The organism is Bradyrhizobium sp. SZCCHNR2028 (assembly GCF_032380995.1).
In the GTDB taxonomy this organism is placed as follows: Bacteria; Pseudomonadota; Alphaproteobacteria; order Rhizobiales; family Xanthobacteraceae; genus Bradyrhizobium.
In genome coordinates this window covers 36,014-57,225 of record NZ_JAUHJF010000014.1, presented here as the reverse complement: position 1 = coordinate 57,225, position 21,212 = coordinate 36,014, and the positions used below count along the sequence as shown (strand labels likewise).

General features: G+C 62.0%; 25 protein-coding genes. 1 reads left to right on the top strand and 24 read right to left on the bottom strand.

What is annotated here, in order from left to right; translation table 11 throughout:
- Window position 1 precedes the first annotated feature (1 nt).
- Together QX121_RS21385 and QX121_RS21380 are read right to left on the bottom strand one after the other, a co-directional pair.
- Window positions 2-244 (bottom strand): hypothetical protein, encoded by a 243-nt coding sequence (locus QX121_RS21385; RefSeq protein WP_315812963.1) that lies wholly within the window; start codon window positions 242-244, stop codon window positions 2-4.
- A gap of 137 nt (window positions 245-381) precedes the next feature.
- Window positions 382-1,074 carry a hypothetical protein gene (locus tag QX121_RS21380; RefSeq protein WP_315812962.1) on the bottom strand — a complete coding sequence of 231 codons (693 nt, stop codon included), beginning with the start codon at window positions 1,072-1,074 and terminating at the stop codon, window positions 382-384.
- Between the two features lie 84 nt (window positions 1,075-1,158).
- On the opposite strand from QX121_RS21380, the gene QX121_RS21375 reads away from it, so the two are divergent.
- Window positions 1,159-1,932 (top strand): class I SAM-dependent methyltransferase, encoded by a 774-nt coding sequence (locus QX121_RS21375; RefSeq protein WP_315812961.1) that lies wholly within the window; start codon window positions 1,159-1,161, stop codon window positions 1,930-1,932.
- Here the strand turns inward: QX121_RS21375 and QX121_RS21370 are convergent.
- The 22 genes from QX121_RS21370 to QX121_RS21270 all read right to left on the bottom strand — a co-directional run bounded on the left by QX121_RS21370 (window position 1,886) and on the right by QX121_RS21270 (window position 20,780).
- Window positions 1,886-2,860: a phage tail protein gene (locus QX121_RS21370; protein ID WP_315812960.1), complete on the bottom strand. Its 975-nt coding sequence runs from the start codon at window positions 2,858-2,860 to the stop codon at window positions 1,886-1,888. The genes QX121_RS21375 and QX121_RS21370 overlap by 47 nt on opposite strands.
- 257 nt (window positions 2,861-3,117) lie before the next feature.
- Complete coding sequence (locus tag QX121_RS21365; RefSeq protein WP_315812959.1) at window positions 3,118-3,495, bottom strand: hypothetical protein; 378 nt, start codon at window positions 3,493-3,495, stop codon at window positions 3,118-3,120.
- A 153-nt stretch (window positions 3,496-3,648) separates the two neighbouring features.
- On the bottom strand, window positions 3,649-4,734 hold the full coding sequence (locus QX121_RS21360) for a hypothetical protein (protein ID WP_315812958.1): 1,086 nt from the start codon (window positions 4,732-4,734) through the stop codon (window positions 3,649-3,651).
- A 101-nt stretch (window positions 4,735-4,835) separates the two neighbouring features.
- Window positions 4,836-5,633 (bottom strand): tail fiber domain-containing protein, encoded by a 798-nt coding sequence (locus QX121_RS21355; RefSeq protein WP_315812957.1) that lies wholly within the window; start codon window positions 5,631-5,633, stop codon window positions 4,836-4,838.
- 881 nt (window positions 5,634-6,514) lie between these two features.
- Complete coding sequence (locus tag QX121_RS21350) at window positions 6,515-7,369, bottom strand: hypothetical protein (protein WP_315739058.1); 855 nt, start codon at window positions 7,367-7,369, stop codon at window positions 6,515-6,517.
- Window positions 7,370-7,564: 195 nt separating this feature from the next.
- Window positions 7,565-7,990 (bottom strand): hypothetical protein, encoded by a 426-nt coding sequence (locus QX121_RS21345; RefSeq protein ID WP_315739059.1) that lies wholly within the window; start codon window positions 7,988-7,990, stop codon window positions 7,565-7,567.
- A complete protein-coding gene (locus tag QX121_RS21340; protein WP_315739060.1) occupies window positions 7,974-8,285 on the bottom strand; it encodes a hypothetical protein in 312 nt (103 codons plus the stop codon). Before QX121_RS21340 ends, QX121_RS21345 begins: the two co-directional genes overlap by 17 nt.
- Complete coding sequence (locus QX121_RS21335; RefSeq protein ID WP_315812956.1) at window positions 8,282-9,754, bottom strand: hypothetical protein; 1,473 nt, start codon at window positions 9,752-9,754, stop codon at window positions 8,282-8,284. The genes QX121_RS21340 and QX121_RS21335 overlap by 4 nt, the downstream gene beginning before the upstream one ends.
- A gap of 143 nt (window positions 9,755-9,897) precedes the next feature.
- Window positions 9,898-10,509 carry a hypothetical protein gene (locus QX121_RS21330; protein WP_315812955.1) on the bottom strand — a complete coding sequence of 204 codons (612 nt, stop codon included), beginning with the start codon at window positions 10,507-10,509 and terminating at the stop codon, window positions 9,898-9,900.
- Window positions 10,509-11,525 carry a hypothetical protein gene (locus QX121_RS21325; RefSeq protein WP_315812954.1) on the bottom strand — a complete coding sequence of 339 codons (1,017 nt, stop codon included), beginning with the start codon at window positions 11,523-11,525 and terminating at the stop codon, window positions 10,509-10,511. Before QX121_RS21325 ends, QX121_RS21330 begins: the two co-directional genes overlap by 1 nt.
- Window position 11,526: 1 nt before the next feature.
- Window positions 11,527-11,958: a hypothetical protein gene (locus QX121_RS21320; RefSeq protein ID WP_315739065.1), complete on the bottom strand. Its 432-nt coding sequence runs from the start codon at window positions 11,956-11,958 to the stop codon at window positions 11,527-11,529.
- A 25-nt stretch (window positions 11,959-11,983) separates the two neighbouring features.
- Window positions 11,984-12,655, bottom strand: coding sequence for a hypothetical protein (locus QX121_RS21315; RefSeq protein WP_315812953.1), 672 nt, complete (start codon window positions 12,653-12,655; stop codon window positions 11,984-11,986).
- On the bottom strand, window positions 12,628-12,966 hold the full coding sequence (locus tag QX121_RS21310) for a hypothetical protein (protein WP_315739067.1): 339 nt from the start codon (window positions 12,964-12,966) through the stop codon (window positions 12,628-12,630). Before QX121_RS21310 ends, QX121_RS21315 begins: the two co-directional genes overlap by 28 nt.
- Window positions 12,966-13,277: a hypothetical protein gene (locus QX121_RS21305; RefSeq protein ID WP_315812952.1), complete on the bottom strand. Its 312-nt coding sequence runs from the start codon at window positions 13,275-13,277 to the stop codon at window positions 12,966-12,968. Before QX121_RS21305 ends, QX121_RS21310 begins: the two co-directional genes overlap by 1 nt.
- A gap of 1 nt (window position 13,278) precedes the next feature.
- Window positions 13,279-13,641, bottom strand: a complete 363-nt coding sequence (locus tag QX121_RS21300) for a hypothetical protein (protein ID WP_315739069.1) — start codon at window positions 13,639-13,641, stop codon at window positions 13,279-13,281.
- 67 nt (window positions 13,642-13,708) lie between these two features.
- A complete protein-coding gene (locus QX121_RS21295) occupies window positions 13,709-14,671 on the bottom strand; it encodes a DUF5309 domain-containing protein (protein WP_315739071.1) in 963 nt (320 codons plus the stop codon).
- A gap of 667 nt (window positions 14,672-15,338) precedes the next feature.
- On the bottom strand, window positions 15,339-15,761 hold the full coding sequence (locus QX121_RS21290; protein ID WP_315812951.1) for a hypothetical protein: 423 nt from the start codon (window positions 15,759-15,761) through the stop codon (window positions 15,339-15,341).
- 98 nt (window positions 15,762-15,859) lie between these two features.
- Window positions 15,860-16,180 (bottom strand): hypothetical protein, encoded by a 321-nt coding sequence (locus tag QX121_RS21285; protein ID WP_315812950.1) that lies wholly within the window; start codon window positions 16,178-16,180, stop codon window positions 15,860-15,862.
- A gap of 264 nt (window positions 16,181-16,444) precedes the next feature.
- On the bottom strand, window positions 16,445-17,464 hold the full coding sequence (locus QX121_RS31665) for a M23 family metallopeptidase (RefSeq protein ID WP_409999358.1): 1,020 nt from the start codon (window positions 17,462-17,464) through the stop codon (window positions 16,445-16,447).
- Between the two features lie 9 nt (window positions 17,465-17,473).
- Window positions 17,474-18,511: a hypothetical protein gene (locus QX121_RS21280; RefSeq protein WP_315812949.1), complete on the bottom strand. Its 1,038-nt coding sequence runs from the start codon at window positions 18,509-18,511 to the stop codon at window positions 17,474-17,476.
- Between the two features lie 312 nt (window positions 18,512-18,823).
- Window positions 18,824-19,123: a hypothetical protein gene (locus tag QX121_RS21275; RefSeq protein WP_315812948.1), complete on the bottom strand. Its 300-nt coding sequence runs from the start codon at window positions 19,121-19,123 to the stop codon at window positions 18,824-18,826.
- Window positions 19,116-20,780, bottom strand: coding sequence for a hypothetical protein (locus tag QX121_RS21270; protein WP_315812947.1), 1,665 nt, complete (start codon window positions 20,778-20,780; stop codon window positions 19,116-19,118). Before QX121_RS21270 ends, QX121_RS21275 begins: the two co-directional genes overlap by 8 nt.
- Window positions 20,781-21,212: the final 432 nt, after the last annotated feature.

Genomic DNA, 21,212 nt, shown 5'->3' with positions numbered 1-21,212 from the left:
GTCACGATGCCCTCTTGAGCGAACGCAGCCGTGCGAGAATCGTGATCAGCGAGATCGCGAGAAAAATCCGGCCGACGGCACGGGTATCGCCGACGGCGGCGCTGATCTGATCCTTCAGGCTCGGGTCCCCGAGAGCGTCGCTGACGTTGTCGACGATCGACATCAGAAACCCGACGACCGCCAGCACGTAACCCCAGGCGATCGTCAGCGAATGACGACACGCAGCCTTGACTTTCGTCCACATGATGAATCCTTTCCAAAAAATTGCGCAGACGCGCCGCCGGCTCTCGCGAGCCGCGCTCGGTGCCCCGCAGATCGTTGTGTCTTGGCCGAGATCGACCGTCCGTCGGTACGCCGGCCAGGAGCACGAGGCTGCGCCGGTCAGCGATTGCCCAGAAGGCGTTTCACCAGGGCAGCAAAAAGGGCCCCAATGGAGCCCTTTGCCGGATGCCTGATGGATGCGGGAGTCGGCGCCGGAGGCCAGGTGTCGGGCGGCCGCTCCGTCTCCACAAGGCCGGTCGGGAAGCTGATGGTCGCATCGATCTGCATCATGGTCTTGAGCAGCCCGGCGCAACCCGGCTGCCGGTCGACCGCCTGGGGATCGTAGACTCCGTCACGGACATACTTGCCGGCACGATATTGATCGGTCCCGGCCCAGACATAGGGAGACGGCACGCCCCGGCGCGCGTAGCCCAGCCCATTATACTGCTCGAGAAGCGTCAACGCGCCGCCAATCGACCAGTCCCGCCACCGCGCCGCATGCGGCGCGCAATTGACGAGCGCGTCGACTGCGGCGTCCTCCCACGAGGCGAACGGTCCTCGTCCCGCAGGCACGTGGACGGACACTCGGTCCCAGGGATCCCCCTGCGCCAGCGACCGGGCCCAGCTCTGCGACGATTCGCGCTCGTGGATGACGGCGATGATCGGCCAGGGGACGCCGGTACGCCTCGAAACGGCCTGATACCGAGCTTTGGCAGCAATGAGGCGTTGGGCCGTAGCGTCGATGTTGCGGGTAAGCCTTGCGACCTGCCATTTTTTGGCGTTTGTCGTGGTTAGCGTTCTGATGTCGGCCATTCTGAGATCCGAAAAATTTGATCGGGTAATCTTGCGATTGAACGGGTTGCGTGATTGTCTCCCGGTACGCACTACAGCTTTGAGATGAGACCTATGAACCCGAATTATCGTTATGTGTTTGATCGCGCGGTCTCAGCCTCAGGAACCGCTAGCCCGAAAGTCCTGGACTACGGCTGTGGCCGCGGAGAGGTAGTGACCTTTGGCCGCTCGATGGGGTATGAGTTCTTCGGGGTCGACCGTGATGCTCCTGCTTCGGAACGTCCTAGCCATTTTCAGCCGCTTGATGGGACGCGCATCCAGTTCGACGATGCGTTTTTCGACGTGGTAGTCTCGAACCAAGTTTTTGAACACGTGGCTGATCCGCCAGCTGCCCTGGCGGAGATCGCACGCGTCCTAAAACCAGGTGGAGTGTTTATTGCTCTATTCCCATCGAAGGCGGCGTGGTTTGAAGGTCATGTAGGTGTCTATTTCGTACATCGAATGCACCGTGACCTAGCCAAGGTCTATCTCGTGATCTGTCATCGGTTGGGCTTCGGCTATTATCGCGAGGGCAAATCAGCTCGTGCGTGGGCCGACTTTATGCTGAATCAGCTCGAAACGGACGTTTTCTACCATTCGTCGACCGACCTCAAACGATGGTGGACCAGCGCTTTCGGAAGCAAGCCAGTTGCTATTGAGCATGATTTCATCCTCCACAGACTGTCGTGCTCGCCGCGACTGCGTTCGTTCTCGCGAATTCTCAGTGCACCGATATTCAAACCAATCACTTCCTTTATCTGCCAAAAGCGCGCAGGTATCGTCTGGCGTACGATTAGATCACCCGCAGGATGCGATTGCACAAAATCGTTGGCTGCATGATGTTGTGCGCCGCTCCACCGCCTGCGTTCTGAATACTAATTCCGGTAGATACAGAACTTGTTGTCAAGTTAGCCAAACTTGCGAAGTTGCCTGCAACAGCGTTGACATTGCCACCGGGTGCATAACTCTGAACCGTGTGACTATGACCGGGATCGCTCACGCCGTGAGTATGGCTCGGCATTTCATTATTGACGAGGATGTGCGCGTCTTCGCCGCCAAATCCGCCGATGCTGTGGCGTACGCTGGCAAGACCGCCACTTGCAAGACGATTAGCCGTCGTTCCGCCCATGTTATCCACGCACGCCGTCACGCGCCCTCGTAGATCGGGAAGATTGAATGTCGTCGATCCGTCCCCCGTTCCAAACGATGTTCCCATAAGTGAGAACAAGACGGAATAAGTCGTGCGGCTAATCGATTGCCCATATGGAAAAACGAATGAGCTGTTGGGCGCGCTGGAGCCCCAAAACTCTAGGCTCGCTCCTATCGGGATATTGTAAGGGTTACCGAAGAACCCATGCAAGTAGAAGGCGCCATCACTGTTGTTGTAAACGGCCACATATGGAGTGCCCTGGATGATTGTGCCAGCCGGCAGCTCGATATTCGGTGCGGATCTCAGTGCTTTCGTACCAAGGTTATCGACGTTTAAAGTGCACGTGCCGGAGTTGGTGACGTGCGGCGTGAACGCGATGATCTGGCCGTTGAGATGCGGCAGCGAATCGAATTGTTGGTTGCTCGTTACGGCGTAGGCGGTGCTCGTGCCGCTCGTTGCGATCGCCCCCGCGATGTCGTCGCGATATTTTGCGGTCGCAGCCATCATGGCCCGAGCGGAATCGTTGATGCTCGACGGGACCTGTCCTTCGGACCAGTTGATCGTCGGATCGGCCGTGGCATCGGCCGAGGCGGTCTGCGACCATCGATAGAGTGTCATTCTGCTCCTCACATGAAAATGGCAGCCACGCGGGGCTGCCGGGGACTTGGTTCTGGCTCGTCGATGCGGGCGCATCGTGGCTCGTGCCCGATGATCGATCACGTGTGCATGGCTAAGTTTCTCGCCGAAGCGTCAAATATTGCTCGCAGGCACAGGACGGCGTCCTGGCGATCAGCAGATTGCGGATCACCCCCTTGGGCACTCCGGGGCTCTCTCTTGCGATCGCGTCGACACGAGTCTGCACGACGCGCTCGATCTCACCCCGAAGCTCCTGAATCCTGTCTTCGATGGTCGGATTGCTGCGATTCTGCTTCATCGGTCTGATCCTCCTTCATCGTACGCTCCGCGGATCGGAGCCGTGCGAGTATCTTGTTTGCATGCGCGAGAGCGTGCTGCGTGCGTCTCAAGCTCTTCTCGCGCCTCGTCTCGTGGTCCGCGATGAAGCGCTTCAGATCGTGCGGCAAAAGCCTGAAGCGCTCCTTCCAGGGACCCGGCCAGGATTGCGGGGGCGATAGGTTCGCGATGTCGTCGAGGACGATCGCGACCGGCTCTGCCACTGTGGGATCAGCCAGCCCCAACGAGGCGTGAGTTCTGGAGATGTCGAGAATCGCCTCCCAGACCTGCTCGGCACCCATGCCGGCGTGCTCGCGGGCGAAGCGGGCGACCGCCGCCGGCGAGGCCGGGCAGAACGTCTCGTGCTCCCGCTCACACCAGCGTGCGAACAGCGGAGCGCGCTGCCTGCGCGCCTCGGCAAGCGCAGCCAGAACGGGGTTTGTCATCGACCGGCCTCACGGCCGCCTGGACATGCGGGCCTGATAGAGGGCAACCGCGTCCTTCAGATCACCCGACGATGTCAGGCGGGCGTTGAGCGCCCGCAGATCCGTCCGTCCCCGCTCCCCCGACGAGACCGACACGCCTGGCCGCACCACGGGCGGGACAGCCTTCGTCACCGCAGCATCCTTTGCCCGCATCATCAGTCGATATCGCGCGGCGTCGTACATCATCCGCTGGAACGTGGCATGGCGCATCAACGGCTCGGTCTGGAACAGCCGGTTGAGTTCGGACGCCGGAATCCCGCTCTCCTTTGCCGACGCCACGATCTCTGCGGCAACGGCCTGGCGCATGGCGCGCGGCTCGCTCTTCAGCAGGCCCTCGAGCCGGTCGTCCTGCTCCTGCGCGAAGGACTGGAAGCTCCGCTGAGCCACTTCGGCGTGCTGGCGCTGCGCCTCGGCCTGCTGTGCCAACAACTGATCCGACATCGCGACAGCCGCCTGGATGCGCCCGAACCTTCCGGGATCCTCGCGCGACATCCGTTCGAGCGCGGCGGGGACTCGCCCGGCAGACATGCCGGCAAATTCAGGAAACTGGCTGAGGAAGCTCGCCTGGGCAATCTGGACGGCCGATGCCAGGCCTTCTCGGTAGGATTGGCGGGCCTGCTCTGCTTCGCCGATCTTCTCCTCGATCGCCTGCAGCACCTGCGGATGCTGCAGGGCTTTCTCCAACTCCGGCGCAAGCCGCGACGAAGCATCGTGCTGCGTCGAGCCGGTCTCGGCAGTGGACTCGGCTTCGCCCGAAGCCGACTCGAAACCGTCGGGCTCACCATTTGCCGGCGAACCCAAGTGGTCGCTCGAATCGGAATCCGGCGTCCCGCGAGATGCCTCACCCACCTCAGCGGCCCGGACGCGCGCGTGATCACGCGCCGCGCGTTCGAGCGTGACCGACTCGCCGCGATCGACCAGGTTGCCGGCTTCGTCGACATACTCCCGGACCATCACCGGCGGACGGGGATCGGTGCGCTGCTCGGCAGCGTCGCGCAGCGACGCAACGTCGCCGCCGAGCGCCTCGCGCTCCGGCCGCTCCTCCGGATCCGGCATCGGCCGATAGCCGGCATTCTCCAGCTCGAATGCTGCACCCGTCACGAGATGCTCTGATTCATCTGACATTCACGACCGCTCCCTCGAGACGCTGCACCGAACTACTTCTTGCCGAACGCGCCGCTGAACGGCTGGAGAAGACTGCCGATGCCGCCGGCGATCTTCGCAAACTGGTCGGCACCGGACATCTCCTGTGTTCCCGTCATGGTGCCGTTGGTCTGCTGACCGAGCTGTGCGATCGGCGTTCCGATCTGCGCCAGCAGTCCGAGCGCCTGCACCGGGATGCCGCGACGCTGCGCCTCCTCCGCCAACGTGGCATTGGCGCCATAATTCTGCGCATCGAGCGCGGCCTGTGACGCCGTCAGCCCCTGCCCCTGGTTGGCGAGGTACTGCTGCTGCATGCCGCCCAGCATGTTGGCCGTCGTGTTGCCGGCGCCGTACAGCGCATTGGCCGCGCTCAGCTGGTTCTGGACGTCCTGATTGTACTGGGCCGCGATCACAGGCGCTTCCGCCGCCGCCACGCCGCGGCCATACGCCATCTGGTTGGCGCCGCTGAAATCGCGTCCGGCGGCCGCGAACTGGCCGTTGATGGAGGTGCCGACGTCGTTCTGGAGCTGCGCCAGTTGCGCCGCCAGCGCAGGATTGTTGCCGATCATGCTGCCATTGGCGTAGGGCGTCAGCTGGCCCTGCAACGTCTGCAGATTGGCCTGGGCAGCCGGCGCCTGCGCCTGTGCGTTGCCGCCATTGAGCAGCGACTGCGCATAGGCCCCGATACCGCCGGCATAGGGATTGCCCAACGCCGCATTCTGCTTGAGCGTATCGAGCGCGCCGGTCTCGGCGCTGGTCAGCACGGTATTGTTCAGGCCGTTGCCGACCTGAGACAGGATGTTCTGCAACATCGGCTGCGCCGGCTGCCACGGCTGCGTCTGGGATTGTTGAGTCTGGGTGCTGGATGATTGTCCGCCCATTGGGCACGTTCCTTGATTTGACAATGCTAAGAGTTGGCGCAACTGCAAGATCGCAGTCCTCGAACAAGGCGTCGCCGTGAGCAAGTCTGCGATCCGTCCGGAGGAGGCAGCGGCACACGGAGAGTTCAGTCGTCCTCGTGCAGATCAACGTTACTCAACGCGCGATCTCAAGAAGCGCTTCTGCGGCTTCGATGGTTCTTCGCTTGAACCCGTTTGCGATGCCCGGGTCGGATGACCCTGATCGGCCTGCTGTGCGGCAGCAAGTCTCATGTCCGGATCAAGTCCGGTGCGACTGGCATCTTTTCTCAATGCCGACTGTGAGGTCTGCTGAAATGGCCGTTGGTCCAGAAGATTGTTTCCGAGCAGATAATCAAACAGCCAGTCGCGGATCGGCCTTCCAGGGATGGGTGACGGTGCGGGAACTGGTGCCGGAATAGGAGGAAAACCCGGGCTAGGATTGCCGGGTGCCGGATATTTCAACGATGGCGGCAGGCCCGGCTGTGATGGATCTTCGAACCAGGAGGGCAATCTTGGTGGCGAGCTTGGCGTCCTCGACCCTGGCAGCGGAATACCCTGGAAAGGACGGGTATAATCTCTGCCATCAAGATAACGTCTCCAATCAGGCACACGCAATACTTCTGGCTCGATCCCCTCACGCACTATATTTGGCCAATCACTTGATTTCTCTCTTGGATTTCCCACCATATCTTCATTCCCCGAGGTAAAAAAAAGCGCGCCACGTCAGCGCGCCGTCAACTATCAAGGCTTTTTCGGGTGTCAGAACAGCTCGGCTGACATTTCGGAAAGAGCCCTCATGGATCGTAAACAACTCGAGCACGGAGCCGCAATCGCTCGGCAAGAGCCGCAACTTCCTCCTGGCTATCGGGATAGCGTTCGTAAACGATCTTGGTCTTGACTGAACTTTGTTGATAGCGAGGATGCCATGTCCACATCAGACCAGTTGTCTCGGTCGCCCTTTTCCAATCGATATTCCTTAGAGCTCTCCTGATAAATGTACTCTCCGGCGGTTCCTCGAAATTATCATTGACGCGCCGTACGCTCATGAATCCCAGCCTCAGTTCATAGATTGGACCTGGCGTCCGCAGAAGCGGTTTCCCACAGGGGCCGATGTCAAGGCGTGGCAGACCTTCGTCGAGTGCATTCCGAAGACCTAAGCAGAATCCGTCCACCACCAAAGGTCCCCATGCAACCAACGCATCTTTCAGTATAATCGTCATCCCGGAGGCAACCACGATATAACTGGCGCACCCAAGCAAGCAGTAGCTACGAACTACGACGGTCGCATTCCGACCACGTAGGCGCTCCGCAAGCTCCATCATTGCAACGTCGTCACCACCAAAACTGCGGATAACGACTAGTCCGCCGACTTGCAATTCGTCGACGAGCGACAGATCCTGATGGGCATAGAGATGGCCGTCAAAGCAAAGAATCCGCTGATCCGGCGAAAGTGCCAGCGGACCCGCGACTTCGCGAGCGCAGTATTCTGCAGCAGCGCGATAAGGGCTGAAGTCAATCTGCTCGGCACGAGTCGAGTCCATTCTCATCGTGAGTGCCAGCGCCACGAGAGCGGCTTTTGCTCCCGACTGCACAAAGCCTGCTAAGACTCTTGCTGTTTTGGTGCGATCTGCACTTGTCTGATAAAACATGCGTTTTGTCCGGCAACTGCGCAATTTGGGGACGCAACATGCCCTCTGAATTAAAAAGGAACATATCAAGAACATCCTGTCAAGTGCAAAGGTCGCCTTTGCGCGTGCCGGGGGCAGAGCTGATTTTATCCGTGATAGGATCATCTTGTCTGATCAGCGTATGAAAAGCGCTATCGAGACCATCAACGCTGATTGTCACCTCAACTCCTTCTGGATAATCACATGCGTGTGCCGATAGTCGGCGAGCGCGCGCAGCCAGCCTTTACGGCCGTAGATGCGCATGCCGCGACAGCTTTCTGTCTTCGCGTAAGTTTCGATGCCGCCGATCAGCGGGAGCCAACGGTATCGCCCCCTGCCCTCACAGGCGACGATGACGCACACTTTGCCGGCGTCCGTCAGTTCGAGCCGTGTCGTGGCCACCGCATCGATCGCGATTATGTCGCCCTCCTGGCTCAGCGCCAGCCACAACAGCGCGCGGCCGTCGAGAACGTCGCGCTCCACATCGGCGAAGGCAGACAGACCGGTCCGCAGGATCGCCCGCCGCAGCCGCGGCGCGACCTTGGGCCAGATAAGTCCAACCTGACCGGGATCGACGCAGGCGAGTTCAGCCGAGCAATGCATAGAGAAACGTCCGCGCCGCCGCGCTGTTGGCGTGCGTGAGCGTGAACGATCCGTTGGTCACGGCGCTGACATGGATGGTGCCGTTGCCGAGCTCCACCGCGGCGCCGGGGCTCGCCGCCGTCAGAATCGGGGTCGACGCGGCAGAGCAGTTCATGTCGGCAACCACGGTGGTCGCGACCCCCGGCAATAGGGTGACGCTGCCGACAGCGTTGGATCGCCCGGCGGCGAGCTGCTGCAGCGCCAGGATGATCTTCTTGAGATCGGTTTCCGTGATGCCGGGGACGTAGGCTGTCATAGCGTGCCGCTCGGGGTGAGGTCAGGCACGACGCCTGCACAGAAGCTCCATGACGCGTCGGCCGGAATCCGGACCTTGAAGCGGGCATAGCGCGTGTCCTTGCGAAGGTCGCAGCGACCCGTCCGCGTGTTGACCGAGACCTCTGTCCCCGCGACAGCGGCAGCCGATGGCTTGTCACGCGAGGAGACCGATCCGAACAGCGTCGTCGCATCGGTCACCGGCCGAAAGCCGCGGATCATGATGCGGTTCTCGTCAGTACCCTGCTCGGCGCTCTCCATCGTCGCCTCGAGATTGTTGCCACGGAAGAAGCCCAGCACGTGATTTGCGGAGAACTGCGCGATCTCCGGCTGGACGGCCGTCGCGTAGGCGTCGAGGCTCAAGGTCATCGCGTCGATCGACGACGAGATGCTGTCGAGATTCTCGAGCGTGAGGCCCGTCTGCGACATGCCGAGCAGGTATTCGCCGGTTGCCGCGATCGAAAAGAAGCGGTCGAGCAGGAAATCGTAGCCCAACAGCTTGTCATAGGTGCCGATCGCGCCGGAAATCGACCTGTAGGACCAGAACACCCGCGTCGAGCGCGGATCTGCCGCCCCGATCAGCAATTGCAGATTGCCCTTGTCGAGATCGGCAAGGAATGTGCGGTCGACCTTCTCGCGGCCGATCGGCTGCGGCAGGCCGCCGGGCTCGATCTTGTGAAAGCCCTGGCCGGCATAGAAGAAGATCCGCTCGCCGGCACGGATGATCGAGTACGGCGCATAGAGACCCTTGTCCTGGGTGATGCGATCGATCTGGAAGATGATCGGCGATCCCGGGACGTAGGACATGCGCCGGATCGCCTGATCCTGGAAGATGATCCCGGCTTCCCCGCCGGCAACGCCGCGGACGATGCCGCCGTCCGGAAAGTCCTGATGATCGGACCCTGCCGTGAGGCCATCCCAGGACGTCGCCGAATTGAAGTTGTTGAGACCCGACCATTGGATGCGATAGGGCGTCGACAGCAGGCCGGAGAGCACCAGGAAGCGTCCGACCACGCTGATATAGGCGGCCTGCGGCGGCGAGCCCAGGGCATTGTCGAACGCGGTCGACGACGTCAGATCGAACACCTGCAGCAGCGCATTCGCCTGCGTGGCGAACACGAGATTACCGGTCTGTGCGAACTGCCACTGCGCTGCCGCGGAGAGCTGCGAATAGCTGGCGCCGCCCCTCGAGACATCCAGCCAGGTGAAGTCCGTGTTGTTGAGGCGGTAGAGCTTCGTCGCGGTCGCGGCGAAGGTCACGACGGTGCCGTCCGATTTCAAGGCGTAGAACGCACCGCGACACGGCTCCGGCAGAGCCGATGTGTAGGCCGAGAAGGCTGGAAAGGGGCCATAGCCGTCGCCACGTGGCACGACGTTCTGAATGTTCCGGGTAGCCTGACCTTCGTAGTCGCTCACGTCGGGCCGATATTCGCCAAAGGCAAGAAGAGGCATGTCACCTCCAATCATCGATTGCCGCCGGCGGACCTCCGCCGCGGTCAAGAGGAAACAGAAAAGATCGACAACGTCGATGGTGCCCGGGCCTTCAAACGGCCGCGCGCATCAGGCTCGAACAGATGATGGCCACGACGAGGACATCAATCGCTCGTCCAGGGCGGCGTCGATGGAGACACCGCATTCCACGAAAATGGCAATGCCGGGACACCCAGCCAATGGTCGGCTATACTTGGCTGCGGCGACCAGGACTGCTCAGGAGCGCTGCTGCCGCTCCAGCCGATTGTCCCGGTGCCGAGAGGATACCAGGCCTCGAAGCCGCGACCGTAGCCGACGTCGTATCCGACGAGCTGATATGAGGACTTGTCGCCGGTCATTGCGCCGACGAAGGCCGATGATTGGCCGCTGACGATATGAGTCCGCCCCGCGGCCTGCGTCTTGCCGACCGTCGTGATGGAGTTCCCCGCCGCGACGAAATCGCCGCGGGCGGCGAAAGCACCGAACGAATACAGGACCGTAGTGCCCGCCGTCAGCCAGCCGTTCTGCGCACTGAGAAGACCGATGCGCGCAACCGCCGAGCCGCCGGCATAGACGAGCGCCGCGGTGATCTGAGTGAGCGCAGACTGGAAGCTGGTTGCTCGACCTGCAAGCGTGACGGCGGCCGGACTCGCGAGGAAGATCGTATTCGTTGCGGAGCCGCGCGGGAGTTGCGCGATCGCCAGACTACCGACGGCGTCGAATCCGAGCAGTGACATCAGTAGTACTCGTCGATGATGATGATGCCGGAGCCACCGGCGCCGCCAGTCGTGCCGTTCGCCCCCGCAGAACCGCCGCTGCCCGCTGCGCCGACCGAATACGCGTATGTCGCGGCCGGAGCGGCAATGTACTTCTCCACGTATCCTCCGGCGCCGCCGCCGGCAGCACCGCGCCCGCCCGAACCGCCGTCAGTGCCTCCGCCTCCTCCGCCGCCGCTGCCGCTATTTGTCGCCGCGGCACTTCCTGCAGAGCCAATCCATCCGCCTGCTCCACAGCCGCCGAATGCAGAGTTAGCGCCATTCCTTCCTTGAAGCACCGCGCCTGTCGAACCGCCCGCACCATCGGTCGGCGTGCTGTGACTACCTCTGATATTGAGGTCACCGCCCGCCGCGCCTCCACCACTCGCGTAAGCGTTGCCGTACGGGCCGCCGTTTGCTCCTCCCGAGGCAGTCAGGAACGACGAGCCGAACGTCGTGTCACCGCCGACACCACCAAATGTGGCTCCCGTCGTGCCCCCGCCGCCCCCACCGCCCCCGCCACCGACCATGCGGACCAGCAGCGCCTTGCATCCGGCTTTGAGATTGTAGGTGCCGGATCCTGAAGCCAGGACGGTGCGCGTCCAGTTGCCGGGCGCTGCTGCCGCGGCGATATTGCTCCGCGCCTGCGCCTGCTGCGTGCTGGTGAAGGCGTTCGCCTCCTCGATCGAAACGAGATCCTCCTTCAGCGCGACGATGGCGACCTGCGGCGCGGCGGCAAAATTGACCTTCGCTGTCGTGCCGGCCGAGGTGAACAGGATCGACGTCCGAGCCAGTGTGCCAGTGGACGAGGTGTAGGCGCCCTCGCCGACTTCCCATTGCGTCAGGTCGGCACTCTCGGCCCTGTATTTGTAGAGCCGGCCATTGACCGCGCCGGCCGCGACTGGGCTCTGATAGCCCTGGACGGCCGCGGCATAGGTCCAGTCCGTCGTGCCGCCGGCGGCCGGCAGGAACCTGCATATGTCGAGAAAAGCTGCCATGTCAGGTGATCGTCAGGATGCCGTTCACCTGGTCGAGGTCGACCGTGAACGTGTTGCCGTTGGTAAGCGTGATCGAGGTGCCGTAGTCCCACCAGCCGATCAGTGGCTTGGTCGCCGATGTCGCGTTGTAGAGCACGGCATACTGAAAAGGCCCGATCGAGCCGCCGGCCGCGGTCCACGACGGATCGCTGCCGCCGATGAAGCGGAAGGTGCCGGAGGTCTGTCCGCCGGTGATCGCGCCGATCGAGACGCCACCTGCCGTGTAGCCATTCCCCGTCGCCAGGTCGGCCGGCGTGTTGTAGACGGTATTGGTTGCGACCGGCGCCGTGCTGGTGAGATAGATCCTGTAGACATGCGATGTCCCGGTGAGCATGTCGTGCAGGGCATGTGCGACATCCTGAACGAAACAATTGAATTTGTTGAAGGCAGCCATGTGATCCTCTGTGTTGGACAGCGTCTCAGACGACCTGGCCGGAGAGCCGCATCGTCATCGGACCGGCGTTGAAGGTCGACGTCAGGCCAAGAGCATTGAGATCGGCGAGAGCGCTGGTGAAGCCGAGACCCCAGGTCTGAATCCGCCCGTCCTCTTTGAGATACGGCGCCGACTCGAGGAGAGCGCCGTAAAGATAGAGATCGGGTGCCAGCGTGAGCAGCCAGTTTGAATCGTTCGATGCCAGCGGCGGAATGGTCCGTCGGTAGACCATCTCGATCGTGTAGGCCGCGTCAGGCCGCGGCGCGAGCTCGATCTGGTCGCCGAAAACCGAGAAGTAACGCGGCTGGCCCGCGACGTCCGAGACACGAGAGCGATACTCGTCGAGTTGCACTCCGGACCTGAACTCCAGCGCAGGCTGGCCGCGCACGCTGGTCAGCCGTATCCGCCGCATCGACTGAAAGTCGGACGGCAACGCGATGAACTCCGGCTCTCTGGCGCCGAGATCGACGACCGCAATCGCCCGCTGTTCCATCTGCCGCACGAACAGCTGCCGGTTGAACTTGGCTTCGGCGAGCTGGATGAAGCTCGGTATCCGAGCCACCAAGGTCGTGTCCTGGTCGCGCGCCAGGTATTCGGTCACTGCGGACTGCAACGATGAATAGTTCGAGATCAGCGGCATGACGTCTTCGCCCTCCATCCGCTCTGCAGCGCAGGCTTGTCGGTGCGCAGATAGGCCCAATCCGGATCATTCAGCTTCGTCTGCACGATCGCGTCGAACTCGGACGTGAACAGGCGAAGCCGGGTGTTGCCCCTGGCATATTCCTCGTTCAGCCATTTGACGTAGATGACGTTCGGAATGCGCGCGACGTGGCGGCCCCAGTCGCTGTGCTGCTCGTCGCGGCGCGCTTCGCTGTTCCACTCCAGGATGGGCGCGACATCCTGGAGATGCTCGATCACGAGACCAGAGCCATCGCGATCGAGATGCGGGCGAATGGTCAGCCCATCCATCACGACAGCTCCGTGACCCACAGCGTGCCGGCCGTCGCCGTGACCAGGCCGTTGCTGGCGGCCTTGATGGCCGCGATGTTCTGTCCGGGTGTCACGGTGACGTATTCGACCGTGTTGGCGGGGAGAAAGACGTCGGCCGTGGTCGCGGCCTGAGCGCCGTCGCCGATCCGGTAGCAGCAGGCCGAACTCGCGGCGAGCCGAAGCTGGAACGTGCCCGGACCGAACTTGTTGGTGGCCCCGACGCTGCCGTCATAGGCGATGGTCTGCGTGCTGCCGATCCGGGATGATGGCTGTTTGGGAAAGAACGACATCTCAGGCTCCCCTGACTGCAAGCGAAAAATGCATCGGCACTGAGGTTCCCGACGCGCCGGAGGGTGTCAGTGCGACGACATCGTCCTCGTTGAGGTAGACCGGCGAGGCCGGAACGACTGAGAACAGCTGCCCCGCCGCGGAGCCTGATTGCGGCACAGTGAAGCTTGCGACCGGCGCGGCGTTTACGGTGACGGTGACGGTGCCGTCGGCCGTGGTGATGGCGCCGCCGAGGATACCGGCCACCTTGAGCAGCCGACCGCGGAACGGCGCGCGGACATAGGCGGCGACAGGATTCGCGCCGCAGGAAGGCGTGTAGGCCGTCAGATCGGCCGTGTTCAGGGGACGATTGTCGGGAAGCGGCATGAATGAACCTCCAAAAGAAACAGGCGGCCCGAGAGCCGCCTGCAGATCAGGGTGATGATAGATCGGGCTATGCGGTGGTGTTGTCGAAGATGCCGCCGCTGGCCTTCTCGTTGCGCGCGACCAACGCGTATTCGGCGAGGATCTGGCGTCGATCGGAATCGCCGGTCTTGGCGAGCGGGATCGAGATCATGTTGCGACCGTTGAGATAGGCCACGGCCCACTTGTCCATCTCGAGCACGAGCACGTCACGCGCACGCTGGAAGCGGCTGGCGACCACCTTGAGCTTGCCGAAATCGGATTCATAGGCATCGACGGAGGCCACGATCTTCTTCGACTTCGCCTCCTCGATCGCCGTCGAGCGGCCGGTGAAGGTCGAAAACACCTGCTTGTTGAACGCGCCGGTCAGGATCGTGCCCGGCTTGCCGCCGTTGATCCAGATTGACGACAGCACCGTCTTCAGCCGCGCCTCGGTGAAGGCGATCTGGGTGCCGTCCGTCCGCGTGCCAGAGCCATCGGCCGCGGCCGGATCGGCCGCGCCGCCGGCGCTGCCCTTCGACGTGTTGGAGACGATCCATGACAGGATCGAAGCCGTCTTGCGCGGCGTCGTCGTATTGCCGATCAGCTTGGCCTGGTTGGTACCGCAAAGAATGGTCTCGAGATCGCGCTTGAGCTCGAGGCCTTTCAGCATTTCCTGATAGGCGAGCTCGTTGTCGCGGCCGGCATGGTCGACCGCCTGCTGGGTGCCGGAGACGCGGGCGACCTTGTAGGAGATCTGGCACTGGTTGCCGAGACGAACGGTCGGCGTGGTCACATTGGTGTTGGGGTCGTCGCCTTCGAGCTGGGCATTGGTGCCGTCGGCGGGCGCCAGCGCCTGGGTCTGCCATTCGTGATTGACGGCGGTCGCCTTCTCCTTGTCGACGCCGCTCATGAACGGCGTGTCGACCGGATCGATGCGATAGATCATGTCGCTGAGATCTTCGCGGTTGCCGACCGCCTGGTAGGTGACGAAAGTGGACGTGGGTGTGGTCATCGATGATCCTTGATGTTGGCTTGCACGGCACGCGGCGTTCGCCGCGATCGTGCCGCCGCTTGGAGGTCACGACCGCGCGTTGCGCCGATCGACGCTGCGCAGATCTGGAGATGGTCTGACACTTTCAGGTCCCGCTGGCGCGATGGCGCGAGAGATCACTCCCGGTTCGGCTTCTGCGAGACGTCGATGCCGTGGCGCCCGTGATGAACGGGGTCGGCAGAACCGCCTGTCATAAACCGCACCTTGTTTGGCGCGGTGACGACCAACAGCACGGCACATTGGCCGTGAGCCGGACCAAGTCACGGCTCACGAAAAAGCCCGCGACGGTGTGTCCGGCGCGGGCTCGTGCAAGTCTTGCGATGTTGCCTTTATGGAGCTGATTTGCCCGACGTGTCAATGACGATTGTTGCGAGCTCAATCGAAATCAGACTCCGGCGCTGCCCGCGTCGATACGTTCACGATGTCCCTGGGCGTCACGTTTCTTGCCCGCGAGCAGCGCTACTTTGCCAGACGACTGACAAGTCGCCTCGTAGGGACGACTTGTCGACGTGCCGCGAGTTCTGATGAGAGCGCCTCGACGGCCTTCGAGCGTGGATCAGGATAATTGAACACATCACCGTGTCTTGCCGCATGACGCAAAGCTGACTGTGTCAGCGCTTCGGCAAGCTCAGGTGGACCGAACATCCATTCGGGAGGACGAGACGGAGGATCTACATCGATCGGCCACCGCTCGATGCGTGGTCTGTCGGGGACCGGCCCGAAGGGTTTGGGTCCGGCTGGAAGCGGCCATCGGGCCGGACGGAATCCATTGCGGAAGCCCCGGCTGATCGGGAACCATCAGCGGCTCAATTTTAGTCGGCGACCCCTGGTTGTTTGGCGCATGCGGTATCGGTCCAAACGGATCGCGCCCGGCTGGCAGCGGGCCAAGGGGAGCGGACGGAAACCACGATCGAAGCCCTGACTTGTCACCGTCCGTAAATTGATTGATCGCTGGAATCTCTCCGAGCCCATTGATGGCCGGGCCATTTTCGATGGAAATCCAACCACGAACCGACGGCATCATCTTTAGAATCTCAAACAGGTCCTTCATTTCGTGACTCCACAAGTAAGCAACGATAGGCTTGACGCCGCGCTTCCGTATTCTTGTTGATCAGTTGATGGCCGCCTGATCCGATCACGGATCATGGATCACCCGCCCGAGACGACCCGCGCGACGAGCGCGTCGACCTCGTCTTGGCTTTCGGGATAGGATTCATAGATGATCTTCGTCTTGAAGAAGACGTGGTATCTTGGATTGACCGTGGACATGTCGACATCGCGGTCGGTCTGGTCGCTGAAGCAGACGATCGTCCGGTCAGGGCTGATCGCCGTCGGCTGCGGCACGTCGCCACGACAATAGTCGACGGCGCGACGATAAGCTTCTGGATCCAGCGTTACGTTCTGGGCCGCGAGATTGTGAGGGTACAAAAGGAGAAGGACGGGGACGACCAATCGAGACAGATTCAGCATCCCGCATGCCAAAATGACCGGCGACGAGCCTCCTATCGAACGTAGCATTGTTGTCAACAAGCCCTGCATCATCAGTGATCCATCCCCGCTGTCGACGCGGATCGACGTTTCAACCGGCGCCCCCGACTATGCCGTCCTTCCGACCGGTTCTCCTGGATCGAACCGATCAACCGGCCTCTGGTACATGCGTTGGCCACCAGCGTTGCCAACTCTCATGTTGAGCTTGTTCGGAAGTGGCCGATACATCCAAGACATGAAATTCACTCACTGTCGGGCAATACGGCCTATCAGCCGCCTTACCGGGTAGGTTTGCTCCGGCTGGGCTCCAGACAACAGCTCTCCGGAACTGCCTACCGGCGAGAGGGGCGCGCGCCCGTCTATGGGCTGTCCAGCGTCTTCTGCTCCGGCGGGCGAAAACGGAGCGGTGAAGTAACGTACGACTTGCTGTTGCACAGGCGAAAGGTCTGCCGGCGGCGTCCCCCAAGGCAGAGGAAGGCCGGCTGCCGCCAGCGGCTCTGGACCGAGATCGAGTGGCCCTAGCACGCCACCATTTTTCCACGATCCCCGCGAATGCGTCGATGGCAACGACGAACGTGGTGGGACAACCGGCTGCGGTCCACCCGGACCACCGATGGAAGTTGGCCCCTCTGCGCCGGGGATCGGCATGCCTGGCATGAGAGAGTCCGACGGGGCGATCGGAGGCGAGATAACAATTGTGCGACTTCCAGGCGCTCGCTTCGATGCATCGTTCTTCGACCTTGGCCGAGGCGCCGATTGCTGACCTTGCTGCTCATAAGGAAAAAATGGATGACTGATGTCGAACGTATCAGGATCGGCTTTGTGGTCGACCTCGCTTGAGTATATCCCAAACGGACCGTCGGCATTGAGACGTACGTTTCCAGAGATGATCTCTCGATGCAGATGAGGGCCAGTCGACAAACCGCCCATCGACTGCACGTAATCCTTGGTTCCGATCACAGCGCCCGGGATTGGCTGTCCTGCTGCAACCGGAGTGCCGGGCTCCGGCAAGTCTCCCGGCCCCAAATGGCCATAGAGAGCGCGAAACGTCGTTCCGTCCGGCGCGACCGACTCGACAACAACCGCTCGGCCATAGCCGGCGATCACGCCACTTCTGAAGATCTTGCCGCTGTATTCGGCATACACGGGAGTATTTGGTTGGGCCGGATTGTCCGTACCCCCGTGATATCCCCCCTTGGTGCCGGGGCGCTTCGTCAACCAGCCATCGCCAGATGGGCCATAACCTGGGTACTCATATCTTGGCATTGTCGCTTCTCATCGTTTGCATTCTGGACTCTGGACGGCCAGAAGATGTGTGTTTCCCGGAACTACCCCTCCCGACCATGTTCCCTGAAGCAGCAGGTAACAGCCGTCCTTGCTGAAGGAGAGGTTGTCGTTGGCAATCCGGAATTCTGGATACGGTAGCGAGAATGTTCGCACGCCGGCACTCTCGATGCGCGCAATTCCGAGTGTCGTGTGCCAGCGCTTATGATCGAGCAGAGGAAACGCGCAGGTTCCGTAGTCACCACTGATCAGGAACGGCTCGTTGTATCTTCGAAACAGCCTTCGAACACCGATATCGGCCAGCCAGTCCTGTGGGCTGGAGCGGTCACCGAGCACCATGTAGCGGGATGTCTCGACCCCGACTAGAGACGCAACTTCATGGTCGCCGCACCGGACGATCTCCGTCGAGCTGAAGTCCTTGGGCAGCTTGATCTCATGACCCGCTTTGGTCCAACCGCCATCCGCCGGAACGTATTTCTGGATGCTGATCGCATCATCGACATAGACGTGCCCTTCCATGAAGAACACGTTATGTCGCTCGTCGGGAAACACGGAAATGTCGGCCATGAGATCCGGACCACTGACCAGGACCGGCTTTTCCGGAAGCTTGATGCTTTGTCCATCCGGCGACAAGAAAGAGTACAGGCCCGCCCTCGCGAATGGTCGATAGCCCGACAGCCGATACGTCGCCAGTTGCGAGTCTCGCAATAGGAAGAGCATCGGCGGGTCGGAGTCGTAGGCGACGATCGTCCGGCCATTCTGCGAGCAGGACAACGATCTCACGTCGGCATTGCCGGGAACCTCGGCGAGAAGCTTCTCCTCGCCTCTCAAGGTGCTCTTGAAGATCGAGGTCGTCTTTCGCGCAGGATCATACTCCATATAAACAACGGCCGGCTCCGCCCCGGAACAGAACTGGGGAATGCCGGGGAGAGACGAACTCCATACGAGGCTCAACTTGGTAGAAGAAGCCTTCTGTGCAACAGCTTCGCTCGATACGGAGCCCACGACAGAAAGGATGCCAACCACCACTCCTGTCACCGTGCCCAACCTGACAACGAGCGCACCTATCGAAAATGGATGTAATAAGTCACGCGACAGAATGCATCTCGCAGCTCGGATCCACATTCCCTCTTTTCCCCCGCTGTTAGTCGCTGGTGTCGACAAGAGCGTCGTCCTCAAGCCAATCAGCTTCGAGACGTGCGAAATCTGCCCTCCGCTTCAACGAGCGCAAGCCGACGATTCCTGCGAAACTGGGCCGAAAATCTCTCTTGTCGATCTTAGAACAAACAATGAACAAGTCAATACGCCTTTTGATTGTTCTCGCAGAGATGTCGAGACGGCTCACAGCAGACCGAACCGTTTCCTGCGCTCCGCCGTTTGCGCCAGCTCCTTCAGCTCCGCTTGCGCCAGCTTGCCATGGGCGACCATCGCGCCGAGATGGTCGCGCACCTTGCCGACGATGTTGATGGCGAGAAACAGCTTCTCGCGGCCGGCAACGTCGTCGATCAGCGTCTGCCGCCAGGCGGAGCTGTAGCTCGCCTCGAGCGCATCGAACGCGCCGGCAAGCAGTTGGTCGTCGAGCAGCGCTTTGGCGCGGGTGCCGCGCGCGGCGGTCTGTTGCAGGAGGCTCTCATCAATCATCGCGCCGCTCCATCTTGCCATGCGTCTCCCTTTCGGCCCGGCCCGACGGTGCGGCCATGCCGATCGCCATTTCGGCGATCTTCATCTCGTGAGCAACCTGCGCCTGCTCGCGCTTCTGCACCTCTTCCACCGTCTTGAGGTGCGCGTCGAGCAACGCAATCTTCGCGTCCAGCCCGGCCCTGATCTTGGCCAGCTCGATTTCGGCCTGCACCTTGACCTGCTGATGGATGAGGTCGTTGTGAGCCTGCTGCTGCGCCAATTGCGCCTTGTGCGCGGCGATCGCCTGCTCGGTCTGCACCCGCGCCTGCGCCGCAAGCAGCTTCGGGTCCGGCGGCGGCTGCTGCGGCGCCTGCGGCGGGTGCAGCAGCCGTCCGGTCTGCGGATCCACCGCGGCCGGATCGTTGAAGAAGCGTCCGGGATTCTTGTGCCCCATGATCCGTGTCAGCTCGGCCGCCGTGTTGTAGAGTTCGCGATCGCCGACCAGGTTGATCTTGCCGGCCATCGCCAGCTCCTTCTGCACGTTGGCGATCGCCATGGTCTGCGCGAACTGCTGCGCCTTGCCGCCGGAGCCGAGCCCAACCTCGATCGTCATGTCGTCGCGCGTCTTCCAGCTGCGCGGATCGATTTGGACCCAGGCATTACGCAGCCGCACGGTCTGGCGCTGCTGACCGTGCTTACGGATGGTGGCATGCAGCAGACCGAACATGTCGCGGACCCCTTCAGCCATGATCCGCGCGATCAGCTTGATGCGCATCTGCGAGGCGGAGAAAACCTGCGCCACCGCCGTCGCCGATTGATTTTGCAGCGCATTGGCATCGATGCCCTGCGCCTGCTTCGATAGCCCCGAACGGCTCTCGAGCTCGGCATCGATGTATTGCAGCATCGGGTAGATCGAACTGGTAATGTCGGGCACCACCTGCCAGTTCAGGCCGCCTGCGGTCTTTGTTCGAACGACGCCGCCGGGACGCGAGACCAGAAGATCGTCCAGCGTGTTCGGCCCCGCGTTCTGCTCGGCCACCTCGACGCGCGGATTGTTGTGCAGATAGAGATTGTCCAGCGCACCGCGCTTCAGCGCGGTCTTCTCGCGCTGCAGCGGCATCACCAGGTCTGCGATCGAACGGCCAAAGAAGCGGTGCGTCATCGGCACCGGCGTGGTCGCGGCGAACGGGATCGCATCGAACGGCGAGATGCAGTCCTGGCCGTCCTTGCGCAGGATCTCACTCTGGTCCCCGCCGGTGATGATCTGGTACAGGCACGGTCGGCCGTCGCCTTCATAGTCGATCCGAACGTAGTGCTCGGTGATGCGCACGAGCCTGGTGCCTGAATTGGCCGCGCTCGACGATGCCCGCGAATGCTCGTCGACCGTATCGCGCGCGAGCGTTTCGACCTGCGTCGTCCCGGTGTAGTCGCCGAGCGACTTGATCTGCGCAGGGTCGAACCCTTCGGCAATCAGCTGGGCCTCGGTCTTGGTGACGATCTCGTGGAAACAGTAGTTGCAGTCACGGATCGAGCGCGCGCCGCGCTCGATCCCGAACTCCTCCGGCGGCACGCCCATCACCCGCGCATGGGCGAGTTTTCGTGTGGTGACGATGGTAACGTCGTGCGTGATCGGTTGCGGCACCGGTTGCAGCGGCGCGCACTGAAGAGGTATGTTCATGGCGATAGGCTCGTTCGGTTATGGAGAGACAAATCGGAGCGTCTAACGGCTGCCGCTTCGAGCCGCGTCGGTCAGGAGATAATCCTGGATCATGCCGAGAAGGCCGCCGGAAGACCCCACCTGTCCGCCGGCTCCCGAGCCACCCCCCATAACGGAAGCAGTCATGTCCGAAGGACCTCCGGGAGTTGCCCACCCGTCTCCGATGTAAGGAACGGGCGTGGCACCGTCGGAAAATGCACGATCGGCGTGGCTGCCCGAAAAGATGCGAGCTGACGGCTCGCGACGCCCGCCGATGTAGTCGGACCACCACGGAGAGATCCCTGGACCAAATGGCTCCCTGCCGGACCACGGTCCAGCATAAGGTATCGGTCGTTCAGCGCCGGGCTCCAATCGGACCGGCGCGCTCTGGGCAATGCGGCCAGGCGCCGAAGG